Here is a 16,616-nt window from a genome sequence, read left to right on the forward strand (position 1 = left end):
CCGGTCATAAACAATTCCCGACCGCGTCAGAGACGCCCTGTGCGTTAAATGGCTGGTTTCGCAACACCGTCTGCGCGCGAGATTTGTGGCTATCGGGAAGCGGAACAAACCGGTGCAACGGGAACGCTCGCGGATAAGCCACATCTACCGTGTAAAGGACCGCGTCACGCGCACCGCCCGACCCTATTTTCCCGCGGTCCTGATCCCAAACGCCATTGCCGTTTGCGTCTTCGAAGGGTTCGCCATTGTCGCACAGCCCGCTATTGTCAGAGTCGGTGTAGTCTTCGGGCTGCGATACGTCGGAAAAATTCGTGTAGGATTTGCGCGCGAAGGCTATCGTCGCGCCCTGCACGATATCCCGAACTGCAGTTGTCACCTTAGCGTCAATCTCGACATCGTTTGCGCCCTGGATCGAAGAATCGCGCGCAGCCTTCTGGATCGCACCCTGCAACTGGGCTTCGGTATAAATTGTATGCCCAAGGTCGAACAATCCAACCAGCGTGAGCAAAAGCACTGGCGCGACCATGGCAAATTCCACAACTGCCGCGCCCGTCGTGTCGCCGCGCAGGCGCAAGACGGTGCACACAGCCCGGTTCATCGGGTAATCCTCAGGCTACCTAGCTGTGCGGCGATACTTGCAAAAGTCTCGTTCAACTGCGCCGCATCGTCAGCGACGAAATAATGTCCCTCGCCGGCGCACTGCGTCATCACCGGGTTCAGGCTCGTGCCGAACCCGATAACCCACACTGTGATGTTGCGCTTCTTGACCTCTTCGCAGGCTACCGCAAAACGTCTTTCGATTGTCTCGTCCAGCGACAGGCTCGAGCTTGGGTCCCAACGGCGTTCGTCCAGTGGCTCAAGCCCGTATGTCGAATAGCTGACATCGAGCGCATCTGTCTCGCCGTCTGTCAGAAAAATCATGTGTCTTTCTGTTTGCTTGGCCGCGCTGACATTGGCATTTTCAGCACTGAACAGTCCGGTGGGTGACAGCAGCCGCCCGCCCCAGATCATCCCGATGTCATGATAGGTGCTTCCTGCAGGCTGGATACCGGCAAGATAGCTGTCGAGCTGTCCGGATGTGAGCGTCGCCAGTTTTCGTGCCGGGGCAGGGCAGGCCGCAAAACCGGCGCCCCCGGGTCTCAGATAATTTGCCGTCGTCGTTTTAGTGGGCTTGGTCCACGAACCTGTCGTGTCCCAATTGAGCGAGCGGGCATAGACGATGCCCGGGTACATCGGGCGCCACTGGGTGTCGGAATTGCCGGCTTCCGGCACCGCATCAATATCAAGATCGCGAGCCTGGCTGAAATCTACCGAATTGTAATCGGTGATTTCGTAGGTGGACCGTTCCTCCATGCAGCCATTCGACGATGTCCGCCAATCACTTACGTCAAGGGTCAGTTGTTTGTATTGCCATTTGTAAAACGTGCGATTGTAAGGCTCGGTAACCTGGTCGTATTCCTGAACAAAATTGGAATATGTGCGCATCCTGACGTGGCACGTTTCACCTGACCGGCTGATCCAGTAATCTGTGCCGTTGGTTGTCTTACGGTACCGTTTGGTGACCTCGGTCCCGTCCGGATCGCTTACTTCGACACTGCTTTCCGATAGCAGCACATAATCCGAACTGTGCGTATCCGATGGCGCACTTCCGCCGTTGCAATTGTACGAAGCAGAGCCGGTTTCACCTGTAGCCGGAACGTACGTTGCCGGAAAACTGTCATACGTCGTATCTGCGCTCTGGGTACCCGAGATATTGGTCCAGTTCCTGTATATGGTCCGGTAGTCCACTTGTTCCCGGTCGACGACCTGTTTGCGCGATTGATATTGCCACTCATCGACCACCCAGTCATCTTTGAGCAACGAGCCGACATTCACGTTCGTGGAGTAGGGTACGAAACCGTATCTGACTCTGGTCTGCGGCGAGGAAGCAGCTGCTATTTGCGCGTGGAATCCCTTAACGGTCGCTTTCAGGACTGCCAGCCGATTGTCCGGATCGCCGGGGTTGGTTTCGCTCATCGATCCTGTCACATCCATCACCATCATGATGTCCGTATTCGACATGGTGAGGTTGGACTGGCAGCTGACCGAGATCGGCACCTGCGTAAATCCGAAGATGGCCATGATTGTCGTGGGAACGACTACGGAAGCGGTCCCGGTTACGGCATAATCTTCTTCCAGCGTCATGACAAAGTCACGTTGCTCGGTCCCGTAGGCGCCTGCCCGAAAATTGAGGTTAAAAAATCTTTCGCCGGACTCCGCAGCCTCTGGCGGAACTTCACCTGTAATCGCTACCTCTGTACCAACCCGTTTTCTGGCCGCAAGGACGCCGGCGTCACACGCCTGTTGCAATCTGTTTTGCGCCAGATAGGAACGGCCCATATCGACACCGCCGCCGACCATCGCCATGAGCGGCGCGATCGCGGCTGCGGCCATTACCAGCGTATTGCCTGATCGGTCATGCGCTAGCCGGGTCAAAAGCCCCGATCGCACGGCTTGCTGTTTTGTTGCACGGTTCATCCCGCAATAACCCGTACACAGGGCGCGTAACCGCCTAGCAAACAGACAAGGTTAATTTGTTGAGAAATTGAAGCAACCATGGCGCGCAGCATCAGTCTGCGCTCGCGCCATCAAGGTGCAGGCGGTGCAGCACCTGCCAGCAAGAACAGCGGGCGTTCATACGTTAGCGTCAAACCGGACACCTCGGCAAATTCAAGAAAGTTCGGCGGCGCATAATTTACCGTCAATTCCATTTCTTTCACGCCGGCAATGCGACTGGTCTGATTTGTCACCATGACCACCAAACGATCCGGGTCGAGATTGTAGGCGTCACCAACACCCATGGCCATAATCTGCGTTTGCAATTGGCCAGGCGTAAGTCGCGACTCTTTTTGATATTGGACGAGCGCAAACCGGCTCGCATCACTGGCGAGATTTCGTACGGCGTTGTAATTCTGCGCGTATGCGCCGACCTGGATCACCCCGAAAATCAGCAGCAGAAATGCCGGGCTGAGCAAGGCAAACTCTACCAGCGTGCTTCCGCGGCTGTCTTTCAGCAAACCGGATAATTGTTTTTTAGCAATCCTGGTCATTGTCAGCGCACCTGGACAGTTCGGACAACGGAGTAGTTGAATGCCGATCCGACCCCCATCTGGGTCCACAGCGGGGTATAACTGTCTGTCACGGTCAGTTCGACATATTGATAGATCGGTTGGGTCACGTTGCAGGATGTTGGATCTGCGATGATCGAGCTTGCAGTGTTGCAGCGAAATCGCTGGTTCAGCGTAACCTGGTCATCGTTCAGCCCCAGCGACGTTTCGATAATGTCGTCGATTGTCGCCGAATCTATTGTCGCCGAAGACGCAGCCGCCAGAATGATGGCTTCCGCCTCGCCCGCAGCACTCTGCAATTCTTGCTGGCGCGAAACCATTGTGCCGACCTCGTATGTTCCGATCGACATGACAGCCAGCAGCGGAGCGACGAGGGCGGTTTCAACCGCCATTGCCCCTTTGCTGTCTCGCAAGAACTGGATTGCCCCGGTAAACATTACCCCACCAGCCTTACGCTGCTTGCTGTCGTGCCAAGCTTCGAAGAGCTGTCATAACTGCACAGCGTTTTAAGATTCGCATTACCTGAAATCGACAGAGTGTAGGCCGAAATCTGGAAGCAAAGATCTGTCGAAGTACCGGAGTTGCCGTTAATCTTGACCTTGCCATTCGGAAGATAGAGAACGCCCGAAATCTTGAATTTCGAATTGCCGTTTATCGTATGGTCAACCGGATCGGTTTCACCCGACTTGTCTTCGATGAAAAGCATCTGAGCCAGTTTCTCTTTATCATCCTCGTAATCGCCCCCGACGAAATCACTTTGGACCATCGGAGTAAGGTCGACGCTTCCGTCGGTTCCGCTGCCGCCCAGCTTCAGGCTTGCGCCGTCTTGCAGGATAAACATGACACCGTAACCGGTAACTTTGGCATTATGGGTCAGATCAAGCGTGCCGCCTTTGATGAAATACATCCCTGGCTGAAAGGCGGTATCGCATTTGATGGTAATGCCGCCAACGTAATTACCGGGGTTGGGATACGCCGATTTGTTCGAGCCTTTACCACACGCATATACGCCCTTTGCGGTATTATCGGTCTGTTCGGGGATCGGCGTGCTCGCATACACGTCGCTCAGATTCGTCACGCCTTCAGCAACCGCAGACTGGTTGGCAGCAGGTACGCTGGCAGTGCCGCAGGTGGCGATGGATGTCGTCGTAACTGTGGCGCTGCCGTCGATTAAAATCGCATCGTCGTCGCAGGACAATGCGCCAAGTCCGCAGTTGGCATTGACGTTGGCGCTGCCGCCAACCTCGAATGAAGTACCGTCTTCCTTGAGCGTTATGAGGCAGGCGTTGTAAGAAGCGCCCTCCTTGAAGGATGCTTGCGCAGTCGCGCGGATCGTGGCCGCACCGCCCATGATGAAACTGGAGAACGGCAGACGTTTGCTGGCGGTGGCGGTAACGATGACACTGTTATCAGTCCCGCCGTCATAGCCGGCTTTTTCGATTATCGGCGCCGTATCGAAATCTTTCGTCAATTTCTGGTTGGCGTCGAATTCCTGCAGGGCGCGGCCGCTCCAGGTGGCTGTGTCTTCGTCATAAGCAAGCGCCCAGGCACCTGCGATAGCCGCCTGATCGACCGAATGCTGAAGCTCGCGCTTCCACATATACCATTGCGCAGTATCAATGCCGTAACCTGCCGCGCCGATCAGCGCGGGCATTCCGACTGCCATGATCATCACCGCGTTGCCGCTGGTGTTTTTGCGCAGATTTCTCAGGAGCCCCCTGAATTTCATATTAGTATCCTCGTCAAAGCTGACTATCGAATGCTGCCGCTTCTAGAGACTGTTGGTAATCGAGAAGCGAAAAGGGTTGGTTAATTCCGGGTTACGAAAGATTTGCGGCCAGCTTGCTTGACTTCACCGGCACAATCTAACGAAGGCGCGATATGCAAAGTGACCGCCTCGATCTTCTGCCTCACGAACAGCGCCTGGCGCTCACATATGCTCCGCGTGAGGCCAGAACCTACTGCCACACGCTTATGCAGTTTGATGCCCGGCTGGCGGACATCGTCAGGACCATTCGCGAACCGATCCTCGCGCAGATGCGTCTTGCCTGGTGGCGGGACAGGCTGAGGGATACACCCGAAAACTGGCCGGTCGGCGAACCCCTGCTCGCAGAACTCAAATCGTGGGGCAAAACTGCGCGCAAACTGGAGGCCGTTGTCGATGGCTGGGAATTGCTGATTGGCGAGGATCAGTTGACCGCGGATGATGTCACCAGCTTTGCGACAAGCCGGGGCGCGGGATGGGCAGCCTTGGCGGCCGTCATCGGCGAGGATCCCGATGCCGCCGCGACAGCCGGTGCTGACTGGGCGCTGGTTGATCTGGCATGTAATCTGTCGTCGCCCGAGGAACAGGACACTGTCGCTCAAATCCTGCGTGAACGGATGATGCGCGCAGTCGCTTTACCGCGCTCACTGCGTAGTCTGGCTGTCTTGCACACCCTCGCGTTGCGCGCTGCCCACAAAAATCGCGGCCTGCTCGACGGACCGGGTGCGATGGGCCTGGCAATGCGGGTTGGCATCTTTGGCAGATGAGCTAGACTGCCCTTCAGGGAAAGGGTCGCACCATGAACCGATTGATTTTAGGCGCCATACTGACTTTGGCAGCGATGGGTATCGGGCTGTTCTGGATGCAGGGCAGGGCGCAGACCGAAGAAGGCGCGCCGCCGCCAATTCCGGCCGATGTGATCGCAGAAGATAAAACGCCCGGCGAACTGCCGGTTGCCGACGCGGCGGGCATGACCGGCCCAGCGCCTCCCGAAGCGACCGAGCTCAGCCGTGAACAGCGGCGTTTCTTTCGCTACGACCGCAATCGAAATCTGGCGATATCGCGCAATGAAATGCTGAGCACGCGCAGCAACGCATTCCGCAAGCTGGATGCAGATGGCAATAATCTGCTCGATTTCGAAGAATGGGCCGTGGCCACCGCAAACCGCTTCGACGCTGCAGACAGGAACGGCGACCGCGAACTTTCCCAGGTGGAATTCGCGACCACCCGTCCAAAACGTGCCAAGAAAAAACCGTCCTGCCGTTGCTAATGCGCTGCCAGGAAATCGTCCTGGCCAAGCCATGAACCAAAATCAGCCTTGCCGCGTGATGTGTAGGCTTCTTTTCGCTGGTTCTTTTTTACATCATGCATCGGCGGGAACAGACCAAAATTCACATTCATCGGCTGATAGGTTTCTGCATCCGCATCGCCGGTAATGTGTGACAGCAGCGCACCCATTGCGCTGCTGGCAGGAGGCGGCGACCAGTGCTGACCAGTCAGTTCAGCGGCGGTCATGATGCCGACCAGCAAACCGATCGCACTGCTTTCGACATAGCCTTCGCATCCGGTAATCTGTCCGGCAAATCTGATGTGGGGGGCAGATTTCAGCCGCAGTTGCCGATCGAGCACCTTGGGCGAATTGAGGAAAGTGTTACGGTGCAACCCGCCAAGCCGGGCAAATTCGGCATTTTCCAACCCGGGGATCGTGCGAAATAACTCGACCTGCGCCCCGTGCTTCATTTTAGTCTGGAACCCGACCATATTCCACAGCGTGCCCAGCTTGTTATCCTGCCTTAATTGCACGACAGCATGCGCCCACCGGCCCATCGGAAATTCCTCGGTCGCGGTATGCGGGTTATCAAGTCCCACAGGTTTCATGGGCCCGTAGCGCAAAGTTTCCACCCCGCGCGCCGCCATTATTTCCACCGGCATACAGGCATCGAAGTATGGTGTGTTCGCCTCCCATTCCTTGAACTCGATTTTTTCCGCATCGAGCAAACCCTGATGGAACGCGAGGTATTGGTCTTGGCTCATCGGGCAATTGATATAATCACCTTCCGGATTGGAAGCTGCGGTCGTCTTGTCCCACCGGCTTGCCATCCAGCAAATATCCATATCGATACTGTCGCGGTGGATAATGGGCGCGATGGCATCAAAGAAGGCAAGTGCATCCTGCCCGGTGGCGCCGCCAATACTTTCAGCGAGCGAGGCGGCAGTTAACGGACCTGTGGCCACGATGGTCAGACCAGCGGCCGGCAGACATTCAATCTGTTCACGCACAACCGTGATGTTCTCATGGTGCTCCAGTGCCTTCTGGACCTCTGCCGAAAACAGATCGCGATCAACCGCCATTGCCGATCCGGCGGGAACACGGGCAATTTCGCCCGCACGCATCACGATAGAATCGAGGCGGCGCATTTCATGGTGCAGCAGTCCAACCGCGTTCTTCTGGTCATCATCGGATCTGAAACTGTTGGAACACACCAGTTCCGCCAGTCCCTCGGTCTGGTGGGCCGCAGTCATGTGACCCGCACCGCGCATTTCTGAAAGGCGCACTTTCACACCGCGGCGGGCCAGTTGCCAGGCCGCTTCCGAACCCGCCAGGCCGCCGCCAATTATGTGAACGTCATATCCGGATGTCTGGTCAGTCATGCCGCAATCGGATAGCAGCGAAAATCCGGCACACAAGCGATGTCGCAACACAAGGGTTCAAAATGCCAGTTCGCACATTGGCCAGCAGGCGACCGTTACTGCTTGCTTCGCTCGCCTGCGCCGTCGCTTATTATTTTATTGCAGACAGCGGGGTTTTGCCCGGTGTGGCGGTCATTGTGTTGAAAGGTGCGGGTGTCGCACTGCTGGCTGCTTACGCGTGGCTCCGGCATTCAGGCCGTGACGCTCACCTTCTGGCGCTGGTCATGGGTCTTTCTGCCCTGGGCGATATGGCCATCGAATTGAGCGCTGCTGCGGGGGGCGGGATGTTCCTGTTGAGTCATCTGGCCGCGATCTTACTATATTCGCGCAATCGCCGGGCCTCGACTACCCCAAGCCAGAAAGCCGCAGCGTTGGCCCTCCTGTTTCTCACACCGGTGATCGCCTGGATTTTGGTGTCGCAGACCGATGGCGCGATCGGTGTTGCGATTTACGCTTTGGTGCTGGGCGCAATGGCCGCTTCAGCCTGGACAAGCCGCTTCCCGCGCTATCAGGTTGGTATCGGAGCCGTTATGTTTGTCATATCGGATTTGCTGATATTCGCAGACATGGAATTGCTGTCACAAAGCCCGATACCCGGGTGGTTGATATGGCCGTTGTATTTTATCGGTCAATTCATGATCGCGACGGGTATAATTCAGACTTTGCGCGGAGAGCGGTCTGACTCAGCGGAGGAGATCGCTTGAGGGGTTTTTGCTAACCATCCCAGGCCGCGATCGTGGTTCGGTGCAATTTTCGCCTGAACCCCTCGTAACCGCCAGTGGCCTTGTGCAGGACCGACCGGTTGTCCCACATCACCAACATCCCTTCCGACCAGCTATGGCGGTAGATAAATTGCTCGCGGCCTTGCCATTCGATCAGCTCTGCCAATAATTCGAATGCGTCAGCGTCTGGCAACCCCTTGATACCGATGATGTAACCCAGACAGCTGAAAATTGCTTCCTCGCCCGTTTCGGGATGCTTTTGTATCAAGCGGTGTTCCTGCGTGCCGAACGCGCTTTTGTCCGGACGGATTGCCATCGTGCGGCCTTCGTCCTTGTCGCCGTATGCTCCATCCGGTGCGTAGGCTCCGCGCGCACTATGAATTGCCGTAAGCGTTCGCAACGCGGACTTGCGAACTTCAGGCAGAGCGTGAAATGCGGCTATCTGATCCGAGAAAAGCGTATCACCGCCCTGTGGCGGTATCTCCAATGCAGTCAGACAGGTCCCGGCTGGGGGCCTGGCAAGAAAACTCCAGTCGCTGTGCCAATTCTCGGCAAATAACGGCGTTTTCTCGTCTGCTTCCCGCTTGATAGCGGCAATATGCCGGCGGCCCGGGATCGGATCAAAAAACGGATCCTTACCAAAACCGCCCATTGCGATTGTAAAACGTTCGAGCGCATCATTATCCAGATGCTGGTCCGGAAACGCCAGAACCCGGTGCTTTAGCCATGCGTTGCGTATCTCGCGGATTGTCATGGGGTCCAGCGGAGCCGACAGATCGGCTCCGCTAACGCTGGCACCGCACGACGCGCCAGACGGGTGGACAGTCAGCATCACTCAGGCGGATCTTTTCCGATATCCGCGTCGGACTGAGGCGTTGTAACCGGAGTGGTCACGTTCGCATCACGTCCCACGATCTCCTCGATGATTGCCTCCTCCGCCTCGTTTTCCGGTTCTTCCTGCTCGTCAAGCCGGACTGCCCCGACGACCGTTTCCTTCTTCGCGACGTCGAACAGTTTGACCCCGGCACTGGCCCGCCCGATCACCCGCATGGTGGCAAGCCCGATGCGGATCAGCTTGGCCTGATCGGTAACGAGCATCAATTGGTCAGCTTTGGTCGCCGTAAAACTTGCCACGACAGGGCCATTACGCGCGATGTTATCGATATTTGTAATGCCCATACCCCCGCGTCCGGCACAGCGATATTCGTAGGCTGATGAAATCTTGCCATAGCCGTTAGAGCAGACGGTCAGGATAAACTGCTCCTCATCCGCCATTTTCTGATGTTCATCCGAAAGCGCAGGCGCATCCGCATCAGCCTTCCAGGGGGCGTTTCGCAAATACTGGTCGCGCTCCTCAGGCGTGGCTGTGCCAGAATGAAGGATCGCAAGCGACACCACTTCGTCACCTGCTTCCTTGAACTTCATTCCGCGGACACCCGTCGAAGTGCGCGACACGAATTCACGGACATCCTCGCCGGAAAAACGGATCGCCTTGCCCAGCCTTGTTGCCAGCAAAACATCATCACCCGCCTCAAGCAGAGCGACACCGATCAGACGGTCTTCGCTTTGTTCATCGAATTTCATGGCAAATTTGCCGTTCGAGGGAATATTGGTGAAACTGTCCATGCTGTTGCGCCGGACGCTGCCCTTGGCGGTTGCAAACACGACCGTGAGCGCTCCCCAGCTTTCTTCATCTTCAGGCAATGGCAAAACCGTGCGGATTGTTTCGCCATCATCCAATGCGGGGAGCAGGTTTACGATCGGGCGGCCGCGGGTGGTCGGGCCGCCTTCAGGCAGCTTCCAGACTTTCAGCCTGTAAACCTTGCCACTGGTCGAGAAGAACAGCACCGGATTATGGGTGCTGGTAACGAACATTTCGCTGACTGCATCCTCGTCCTTGGTGGCCATCCCGGCGCGCCCTTTGCCGCCCCTGTGCTGGGCCCGGAAGGTCGAGAGCGGCGTTCGTTTTATATAGCCGTCCAAAGTGACCGTCACGACCATCTCGTCCCGCTCGATCAGGTCTTCGTCATCCAGACCATCCCATGCCGGCGCGATTTCGGACACACGCGGCGTGGCGTAGTTCTCGCGGATTTCGACGAGCTCTTCGCGCATTACGCCATACAGTTTTACGCGGTCGCCCAGGATCGAAAGATATTCTTCGATTGCAACCGCCAGCTCTTTCAATTCGTCGCCGATTTCGTCGCGGCCAAGGGCAGTCAGTTTTTGCAGGCGCAGATCGAGGATTGCCTTAACCTGCACTTCGGACAGCTGATACGTCCCGCCTGCCTGATCGGCATTCGGTTCGATCGCCTCGACCAGCCGGATATATTGCGCGATATCGCCGATCGGCCACTTTTTCGCGAGCAATTTCGCCCGCGCTTCGGCAGGGTTGGACGAACCGCGTATCATCGCGACCACTTCATCCATATTGGTAACTGCGACAACCAGACCAAGCAACACATGGGCGCGGTCGCGCGCTTTGTTGAGTTCAAACTTGGTCCGCCGGGTGATCACTTCTTCGCGGAACTGGATGAACGCCTCGATAATATCGCGAAGCGAAAGTGTTTCAGGCCGGCCGCCGCGAATGGCGAGCATATTGGCAGGGAAACCTGACTGGGCAGGGGTGTGCCGCCAAATCTGGTTCAGCACCACCTCGGCAGTCGCATCGCGCTTGAGATCGACGACAACACGGACACCTTCGCGGTTGGACTCGTCGCGAATATCGGAGATACCTTCGATCCGCTTGTCCTTTGCAGCCTCGGCAATTTTTTCAACCAGTGCTGATTTGCCCACCTGATACGGGATCGAAGTCAGCACGATTGACTCGCGATCGCCGCGAGTTTGTTCGATCTTATGGCGGGCGCGCATCAGGATGGACCCGCGGCCGGTCGTGTAGGCCGATTTAGCGCCTGCAGAACCCAAAATGATGGGGGCGGTGGGAAAGTCCGGTCCGGGAATTATCTCGAATAATTCTTCGGTGGTAATTCCGGGGTTCTCGATGAACGCCAGGCAGCCATCGATCACCTCGCCAAGATTGTGCGGCGGTATGTTGGTTGCCATGCCGACAGCAATACCGCCTGCGCCATTGACAAGAAGGTTCGGGAACCGGGCCGGCAGAACAACGGGTTCCGAGCGGGAGCCGTCATAATTGTCCTGAAAATCGACCGTGTCCTTGTCGAGATCGTCGAGCAAGGAATTGGCGACCTTCGCAAGCCGGGCTTCCGTGTAACGCATGGACGCTGGCAAATCGGGGTCCATCGAACCGAAGTTGCCCTGACCATCGATCAGCGGCAGGCGCATCGACCAGTCCTGCGTCATCCGGGCCAAAGCCATGTAAATCGCGCTATCGCCGTGCGGGTGATAGTTACCCATCACGTCACCGACGATCTTGGCCGATTTGCGATAGGCGCGGCCCGCAACGAAGCCGCCCTCCTGGCTGGCGAACAGAATGCGCCGGTGAACCGGCTTCAAGCCATCGCGGACATCGGGCAGCGCGCGCGAAACAATCACGCTCATCGCATAGTCGAGATAGCTTGTTTTCATCTCGTCGACGATGTCGATGCGTTCAAATTCCCCTAGCGGAGAAGCGGGTTCGAGAATGTCGTTTTCGTCGCTCACATGATACTTTCAAAACGTGGCCGCAGTGGGCCTGATCAGGCTTGTATCACTAGAGCAAGATGCGTGTGTTAGCGAGTCAGGGGTGCATTGCCGTCAGCTATTGACCGCCGTTTTCCACATATGCTTCCGCGATCGGACCGATCCCCCGAAAATCCCCGCCGGCCAGCGACATTCAATCGTCATTCAGACACATAATCCTACACCGCTGATTGCAATAGACGGTGTATCCCGGCAGGAAAGCCGGAACAATTTTCCCCTTGGATGCTAATTGATATATAATAACCCGGTTTCAGGAGAGAACTGACTATGATCCGCAATCAATCCTCAGCGCAGAAGCGCTCGTCCCTTCGCCCCGCGTCTCATCTGGCGTTGGCAATCGCTTTGGCAACGGGCGCATTTGCAGCCAGTTCGGCCATCGCGCCTGCGGCCTATGCCCAGGACAAGCCGAAATATTCGAAGAAATTTGAAAAGGCCGGTACACCAGCGGTCGAAGCCCTGCAGAAACTTGACAATGATCCAGCACTGGCAGCGATAGTCGCGCAAATTTCTACGGCTGATGACGCCGCGAAATCGGCATTGAGAGCCCAGCTGGTTTCCCAAACCGACATCCTGACCAAAATCGCTGCCATGAATGCTGCGGCCGAGACTGTCGACGATCGCTACACCGCCGGTCAATACACGCTGAACTGGGGCGTGAAAGCCGGTGATCCGGAGTATCAGCAAAAAGGTATTCTGATGTCGCTTGAGTCGGGCAAGACCCCGCCTCAAAAGGTCGCAGAGTATAACTGGTTTGTCGGGTCGATCGCATTTCAGAAAGATGATTGGTCAACCGCGCAGACATATGTCCGCCGGGCGATCGATGGCGGTTGGACACGAGCAGGTGTCGTGGCTGTGCTTGGCGAAAGTTATTTTCGCGCAGGTGACATCGCAGGTGGCACGCAGGCTATTCTGGATCTGTCCCAAAGCAATCCGGCATTGGTCGACGAGGGCGCGATTACCGGCGCGCTGAAGTATGCCTATGACGGCGGCAAATTTTACGAGGTGGTCAAGCTGGTCACTTTGTTGAACGACAGGTTCCCTTCAGAAGCTTCGAGCCGCTATTATGACAACGTCCCGCGCCAAACCGCTGGCGATATGTCGGCTGACGAACTGAACGGTGCCATCGCGAAACTTCTCGCAGAAGAAAACAGCCCCGAAAACTGGTCGTTCGCGACAACCGCAATCGTCGAGAACAGCCGCTACACCGAGGCCGAATCGGTTGATGCGATGCGTTTGCTGATGAGAACGAATGCGCTGCGCCGCGGCGGAGAGTTCCGTGATTATTTGCGCGGCCTCAACCCGTCACTGTATCCCACCGAAGCACAATCGATCATCGATGCGGCAATCGCATCAGGCGCGCTGACAAGTGCCGAACTTGCCGAAGCGATTTCGCAGACAAAGAGCAACTCCGGGTCGGACAGGCAGTATCTGAACGACAAGTCCAACCGTGCCCGCGCCTCCAGCGACGCCAAAGTGGCCAGTTCATTGGCCAACACGGCGCTTTCTCTGGGTGACCCGGTCACCGCTCAGGAGATGTTCGAGCTGGTCGTAAACAGGGGCGGAGCTGATATCGATACCGCGCTTATCCGTCTTGGAATTGCGCGTCTGGATCAGAAAAACTTTGACGGCGCGCGCGAGGCATTCTCGCGCGTTACAGGCAAGCACAAAAGCCTTGCGAACCTGTGGACAACCTATGCGAAGAACCAGCAGTCTTCTGCCGGCACGACAATGTAATCGTTATTTGATTACAGCGTGAACAATGCGGCGCGAACTGCGGTTCGCGCCGTTTTTGTATCGGTCCGATATTTTACTATCTGAGGCGCCGCACCAGAAGTTGGCTGCCCGCGCGTTCGAGCTGGAAATTGTCCAGGGCGGCAAACAGTTCGGACAGGCTTTTATAGCCGTAGTTCCGCACATCGAAACTTGACCGGTTGCCCGCAATCTGCCCGACCTGCTGTAGCTTGGCGAAACCTTTCTCGTCACGTTTCGCCTCCTTGTAAGCTGCTCCTATCAGCTCCATCAGATCATCGTCCAAAGCGGCTCTGGACACGCCTTCACGCTTCCCGCTGGGTGTATCGTCGTCAGCGTTGTTTGCGATGAGTTTTGCGACATCGATAAACCGGGTGCAAACCGATTTGAACGACTCGGGCGTTTTCGCCTCGCCAAAGCCGTAAACGATTATCCCGTCCTGTCGCAGACGCGTAACCAGCGGTGTGAAATCGCTGTCCGAAGTCATGATGCCAAACCCGTCAACCTTGCCCTGGTATAACAAATCAATCGCATCGATCGTCATCGCCATGTCGGTCGCGTTTTTACCTTTCGTCACGTCGAATTGTTGCTGCGGCCTGATACCGTATTTGTTGGTGATTTTGTCCCACGGTGCCAGATTGTCTTTTGCAAAGTTGCCATAGGCCCGGCGGATGTTGACCTGACCCAGCTCAGCCATGACCGTGAGGGCAGGGTCGATGCCGCGATGCGTGACATTGTCAGCATCGATCAGCAAGGCGATGTTTTTCAGATTTTCTGTGCTCATCCGGCTATCGATACAGGCTGTCCGCCGCCATGCAACCAGCGTTCTAGTCAGCCGGTGCGAACTCGCCCGATTTCTCATCCAGCAAATGCAGCACACCGTCGGCAATCGCGAAGAACGTCCCGCGCAAGACCAGAGATCCTTCCGCCTCTTTCTGCTTGATATTGGGAAATGTCCGCAGGTTTTGCAAACTGACCTTCACGCCTTCATGCTCCATCGCGCGTTCCGCTTCTGGTCCCGTAGTCCCGTGTCTCGCAATCACAGCGTCGCGGCGGCTGTCGAGCATGGAAATCCAATTAGCGATGAAGCCGCCGTGGCCAGGCTCGGTCCCGTGAAGGTCGCGCGTGAGTGCAGCCTTGCACCCGCCGCACATCCCGTGCCCCATCACGACGATCTGGCGCACCTTCAACACTTCTACCGCAAATTCGAGTGCTGCAGAAACGCCGTGCAATCCGGGTGTCGTTTCATAGGGAGGGACTAATGCCGCAACGTTTCTGACGACAAAAACCTGTCCGGGATCGACATCGAACACTTGCGCTGGATCAACCCTGCTGTCCGAACAGGCAATAACCATCAATTTGGGCGATTGGCCATGTGAGGCAAGCCGGTCATATCGCTCGCGCTGCTGGGCATATGCGTTTTTCTGAAAGCGGCGATAACCTTCGAGCAGTTGGGCAAACTCGGGCACTAGAAACGCTCCCCTCTAATCACCTCGACTTCGCCGATCGTCAGCAAGAACCCCTGCGCGGACAAAAGCGGTGAGATTGCAGCGACAAAACTATCGGCCTTTTCTGCCGACGAGAGCGCGATGACCATCGATTTTGCCGACGCTCCGGTCAAATCGTCCGTTCGCCACTTGCCCGAACGCGATCCGCCAGCAGCGACGCGGACGATGCTATAGCCAGAAATATCGGCCTGCTGGATCATCGTAATCACGCGGGGCAGGAGCGCGGTATCGGTCAAAATCTCGATCCGTTTGCGGGTGACAGTTACGGCCATAATCGTTCCTTGGTTCCTCAGCCCAGCGCGCGGGCGACCGCAGCAAACAGCGGAATGCCCAGAATTATGTTGAAGGGAAACGTGACGCCCAGCGACATTGCAAGCGATATGCCCGGATTGGCTTCGGGCAATGACAATCGCATGGCGGCAGGCACCGCAATGTAGGATGCGCTCGCCGCCAGCACCCCCAGAATTGCTGCATTGGCGATGCCCAATCCGATTGCAGTGCCAACCACAACACCGATGGTTCCGTTAACGATCGGAAAGGCCACGGCGATTGCGACAAGGACAGGGGTAAGTGCACGGCTTTCAAACAAACGCCGGGATGCGACCAGTCCCATGTCAAGCAGGAACAGGCATAGAACCCCTTTGAAACCGGCGGTGAAGAACGGGCTGACCGGCGCATAGCCGTCGCCGCCCACTATCCAACCGATTGCAAACGCTCCGAGCAGCAGCATAACCGACGCATTGGTCAGTACTTCCTGCGCAAGTCCGCCAGATCCGGTTTGTGCTTCCGGTTCGCTTTTATCTGAAAACCGCCGAGCGAGGAGCAAGCCGGTGATGATTGCCGGTGTTTCCATAAGAGCCATAACCCCGACCATGTAGCCATCGCTGTCCAAGCCGGCCCCCCTGAGCAATTCGACCGCTGTCACAAAAGTCACAACACTGACTGAGCCATAATGCGCTGCAATCGATCCCGCGTTGATCGGATCTGTCTTAGCCAGTCGCAATATTGCAAAAACCATCAGCGGCATCAGAAACGACAGGGCCATGCCTGCTATGGCGGCAAAGATGACTGTTTCGGTTAGCCCGGTCTGGGCGATTTCGACGCCGCCCTTCAGGCCGATCGCAGCCATCAGATAAATCGACATGGCCTTGGCGATCGGGTCCGGGATCGACAGGTCCGACCGGACGGCAGCCGCAAGAAATCCCAGCACGAAAAACAGGACAACGGGCGAGGCGAGCGTTTCGAGAATCATCGCAGCGTTGTTACCCAGGCTGGTATCCATGGCAATGGAACACATATTGTAATGCGCGGCTTCTGCACCACCGGGGAAGGGAGATTGGCGCCAGGCAGGCCAATCAGCCATCCTGAAACTTCAATCCGTCCCGTTGCAGCTATTGAAGCGGCGGGGCCGGACCGC

The 16,616-nt window shown here is 56.7% G+C and carries 16 protein-coding genes; 4 read left to right on the forward strand and 12 right to left on the reverse strand.

The genetic code is table 11. The features are described from left to right. Positions 1-4: 4 nt before the first annotated feature. From WFP06_RS06615 to WFP06_RS06635, 5 genes are all read right to left on the reverse strand, one after another. On the reverse strand, positions 5-598 hold the full coding sequence (locus WFP06_RS06615; protein WP_336986432.1) for a TadE/TadG family type IV pilus assembly protein: 594 nt from the start codon (positions 596-598) through the stop codon (positions 5-7). After that, entirely contained in the window at positions 595-2,517 is a 1,923-nt protein-coding gene (locus WFP06_RS06620; protein ID WP_336986433.1) for a pilus assembly protein TadG-related protein, read from the reverse strand. Before WFP06_RS06620 ends, WFP06_RS06615 begins: the two co-directional genes overlap by 4 nt. Positions 2,518-2,627: 110 nt before the next feature. Continuing rightward, positions 2,628-3,089, reverse strand: a complete 462-nt coding sequence (locus WFP06_RS06625) for a TadE/TadG family type IV pilus assembly protein (protein WP_336986434.1) — start codon at positions 3,087-3,089, stop codon at positions 2,628-2,630. Between the two features lie 2 nt (positions 3,090-3,091). Beyond that, complete coding sequence (locus WFP06_RS06630) at positions 3,092-3,544, reverse strand: TadE/TadG family type IV pilus assembly protein (RefSeq protein ID WP_336986435.1); 453 nt, start codon at positions 3,542-3,544, stop codon at positions 3,092-3,094. Further along, a complete protein-coding gene (locus tag WFP06_RS06635; RefSeq protein WP_336986436.1) occupies positions 3,544-4,836 on the reverse strand; it encodes a pilus assembly protein TadG-related protein in 1,293 nt (430 codons plus the stop codon). The genes WFP06_RS06630 and WFP06_RS06635 overlap by 1 nt, the downstream gene beginning before the upstream one ends. 152 nt (positions 4,837-4,988) lie before the next feature. Here WFP06_RS06635 and WFP06_RS06640 point away from each other — a divergent pair, with 152 nt between their 5' ends. Together WFP06_RS06640 and WFP06_RS06645 are read left to right on the forward strand one after the other, a co-directional pair. Beyond that, a complete protein-coding gene (locus tag WFP06_RS06640) occupies positions 4,989-5,639 on the forward strand; it encodes a squalene/phytoene synthase family protein (RefSeq protein ID WP_336986437.1) in 651 nt (216 codons plus the stop codon). 32 nt (positions 5,640-5,671) lie between these two features. Further along, positions 5,672-6,142: a hypothetical protein gene (locus tag WFP06_RS06645; protein WP_336986438.1), complete on the forward strand. Its 471-nt coding sequence runs from the start codon at positions 5,672-5,674 to the stop codon at positions 6,140-6,142. Here the strand turns inward: WFP06_RS06645 and trmFO are convergent. Next, a complete protein-coding gene (gene trmFO, locus WFP06_RS06650) occupies positions 6,139-7,524 on the reverse strand; it encodes a methylenetetrahydrofolate--tRNA-(uracil(54)-C(5))-methyltransferase (FADH(2)-oxidizing) TrmFO (protein WP_336986439.1) in 1,386 nt (461 codons plus the stop codon). The genes WFP06_RS06645 and trmFO overlap by 4 nt on opposite strands. 62 nt (positions 7,525-7,586) lie before the next feature. Here trmFO and WFP06_RS06655 point away from each other — a divergent pair, with 62 nt between their 5' ends. Beyond that, positions 7,587-8,267 (forward strand): lysoplasmalogenase, encoded by a 681-nt coding sequence (locus tag WFP06_RS06655; protein WP_336986440.1) that lies wholly within the window; start codon positions 7,587-7,589, stop codon positions 8,265-8,267. 10 nt (positions 8,268-8,277) lie between these two features. Here the strand turns inward: WFP06_RS06655 and WFP06_RS06660 are convergent, their stop codons facing one another. After that, complete coding sequence (locus WFP06_RS06660; RefSeq protein ID WP_336987651.1) at positions 8,278-9,117, reverse strand: TauD/TfdA dioxygenase family protein; 840 nt, start codon at positions 9,115-9,117, stop codon at positions 8,278-8,280. Then, on the reverse strand, positions 9,117-11,903 hold the full coding sequence (gene gyrA / locus WFP06_RS06665) for a DNA gyrase subunit A (protein ID WP_336986441.1): 2,787 nt from the start codon (positions 11,901-11,903) through the stop codon (positions 9,117-9,119). Before gyrA ends, WFP06_RS06660 begins: the two co-directional genes overlap by 1 nt. A gap of 306 nt (positions 11,904-12,209) precedes the next feature. Between gyrA and WFP06_RS06670 the strand changes: the two genes are divergently transcribed. Beyond that, positions 12,210-13,676 carry a hypothetical protein gene (locus WFP06_RS06670; protein ID WP_336986442.1) on the forward strand — a complete coding sequence of 489 codons (1,467 nt, stop codon included), beginning with the start codon at positions 12,210-12,212 and terminating at the stop codon, positions 13,674-13,676. A 76-nt stretch (positions 13,677-13,752) separates the two neighbouring features. On the opposite strand, the gene WFP06_RS06675 is transcribed toward WFP06_RS06670, so the two are convergent. The 4 genes from WFP06_RS06675 to WFP06_RS06690 are packed head-to-tail and all read right to left on the reverse strand — an operon-like array spanning position 13,753 to position 16,562. Next, entirely contained in the window at positions 13,753-14,475 is a 723-nt protein-coding gene (locus WFP06_RS06675; protein ID WP_336986443.1) for an NYN domain-containing protein, read from the reverse strand. Between the two features lie 43 nt (positions 14,476-14,518). Then, entirely contained in the window at positions 14,519-15,160 is a 642-nt protein-coding gene (locus tag WFP06_RS06680) for a carbonic anhydrase (RefSeq protein ID WP_336986444.1), read from the reverse strand. Further along, positions 15,160-15,471 carry a P-II family nitrogen regulator gene (locus WFP06_RS06685; RefSeq protein WP_336986445.1) on the reverse strand — a complete coding sequence of 104 codons (312 nt, stop codon included), beginning with the start codon at positions 15,469-15,471 and terminating at the stop codon, positions 15,160-15,162. The genes WFP06_RS06680 and WFP06_RS06685 overlap by 1 nt, the downstream gene beginning before the upstream one ends. Before the next feature lie 17 nt (positions 15,472-15,488). Continuing rightward, positions 15,489-16,562, reverse strand: a complete 1,074-nt coding sequence (locus WFP06_RS06690; protein ID WP_336986446.1) for a sodium-dependent bicarbonate transport family permease — start codon at positions 16,560-16,562, stop codon at positions 15,489-15,491. Positions 16,563-16,616 lie beyond the last annotated feature (54 nt).

This window comes from Altererythrobacter aquiaggeris (genome assembly GCF_037154015.1).
Taxonomy (GTDB): domain Bacteria; phylum Pseudomonadota; class Alphaproteobacteria; order Sphingomonadales; family Sphingomonadaceae; genus Aestuarierythrobacter; species Aestuarierythrobacter aquiaggeris.

Excerpts from the sequence above, each read along its gene's own strand:
- WFP06_RS06615 (WP_336986432.1), bottom strand. The coding sequence starts at position 598 with ATGAACCGGGCTGTGTGCACCGTCTTGCGCCTGCGCGGCGACACGACG.
- WFP06_RS06620 (WP_336986433.1), bottom strand. The coding sequence starts at position 2,517 with ATGAACCGTGCAACAAAACAGCAAGCCGTGCGATCGGGGCTTTTGACC.
- WFP06_RS06625 (WP_336986434.1), bottom strand. The coding sequence starts at position 3,089 with ATGACCAGGATTGCTAAAAAACAATTATCCGGTTTGCTGAAAGACAGC.
- WFP06_RS06630 (WP_336986435.1), bottom strand. The coding sequence starts at position 3,544 with ATGTTTACCGGGGCAATCCAGTTCTTGCGAGACAGCAAAGGGGCAATG.
- WFP06_RS06635 (WP_336986436.1), bottom strand. The coding sequence starts at position 4,836 with ATGAAATTCAGGGGGCTCCTGAGAAATCTGCGCAAAAACACCAGCGGC.
- WFP06_RS06640 (WP_336986437.1), top strand. The coding sequence starts at position 4,989 with ATGCAAAGTGACCGCCTCGATCTTCTGCCTCACGAACAGCGCCTGGCG.
- WFP06_RS06645 (WP_336986438.1), top strand. The coding sequence starts at position 5,672 with ATGAACCGATTGATTTTAGGCGCCATACTGACTTTGGCAGCGATGGGT.
- trmFO (WP_336986439.1), bottom strand. The coding sequence starts at position 7,524 with ATGACTGACCAGACATCCGGATATGACGTTCACATAATTGGCGGCGGC.
- WFP06_RS06655 (WP_336986440.1), top strand. The coding sequence starts at position 7,587 with ATGCCAGTTCGCACATTGGCCAGCAGGCGACCGTTACTGCTTGCTTCG.
- WFP06_RS06660 (WP_336987651.1), bottom strand. The coding sequence starts at position 9,117 with ATGCTGACTGTCCACCCGTCTGGCGCGTCGTGCGGTGCCAGCGTTAGC.
- WFP06_RS06670 (WP_336986442.1), top strand. The coding sequence starts at position 12,210 with ATGATCCGCAATCAATCCTCAGCGCAGAAGCGCTCGTCCCTTCGCCCC.
- WFP06_RS06675 (WP_336986443.1), bottom strand. The coding sequence starts at position 14,475 with ATGAGCACAGAAAATCTGAAAAACATCGCCTTGCTGATCGATGCTGAC.
- WFP06_RS06685 (WP_336986445.1), bottom strand. The coding sequence starts at position 15,471 with ATGGCCGTAACTGTCACCCGCAAACGGATCGAGATTTTGACCGATACC.
- WFP06_RS06690 (WP_336986446.1), bottom strand. The coding sequence starts at position 16,562 with ATGGCTGATTGGCCTGCCTGGCGCCAATCTCCCTTCCCCGGTGGTGCA.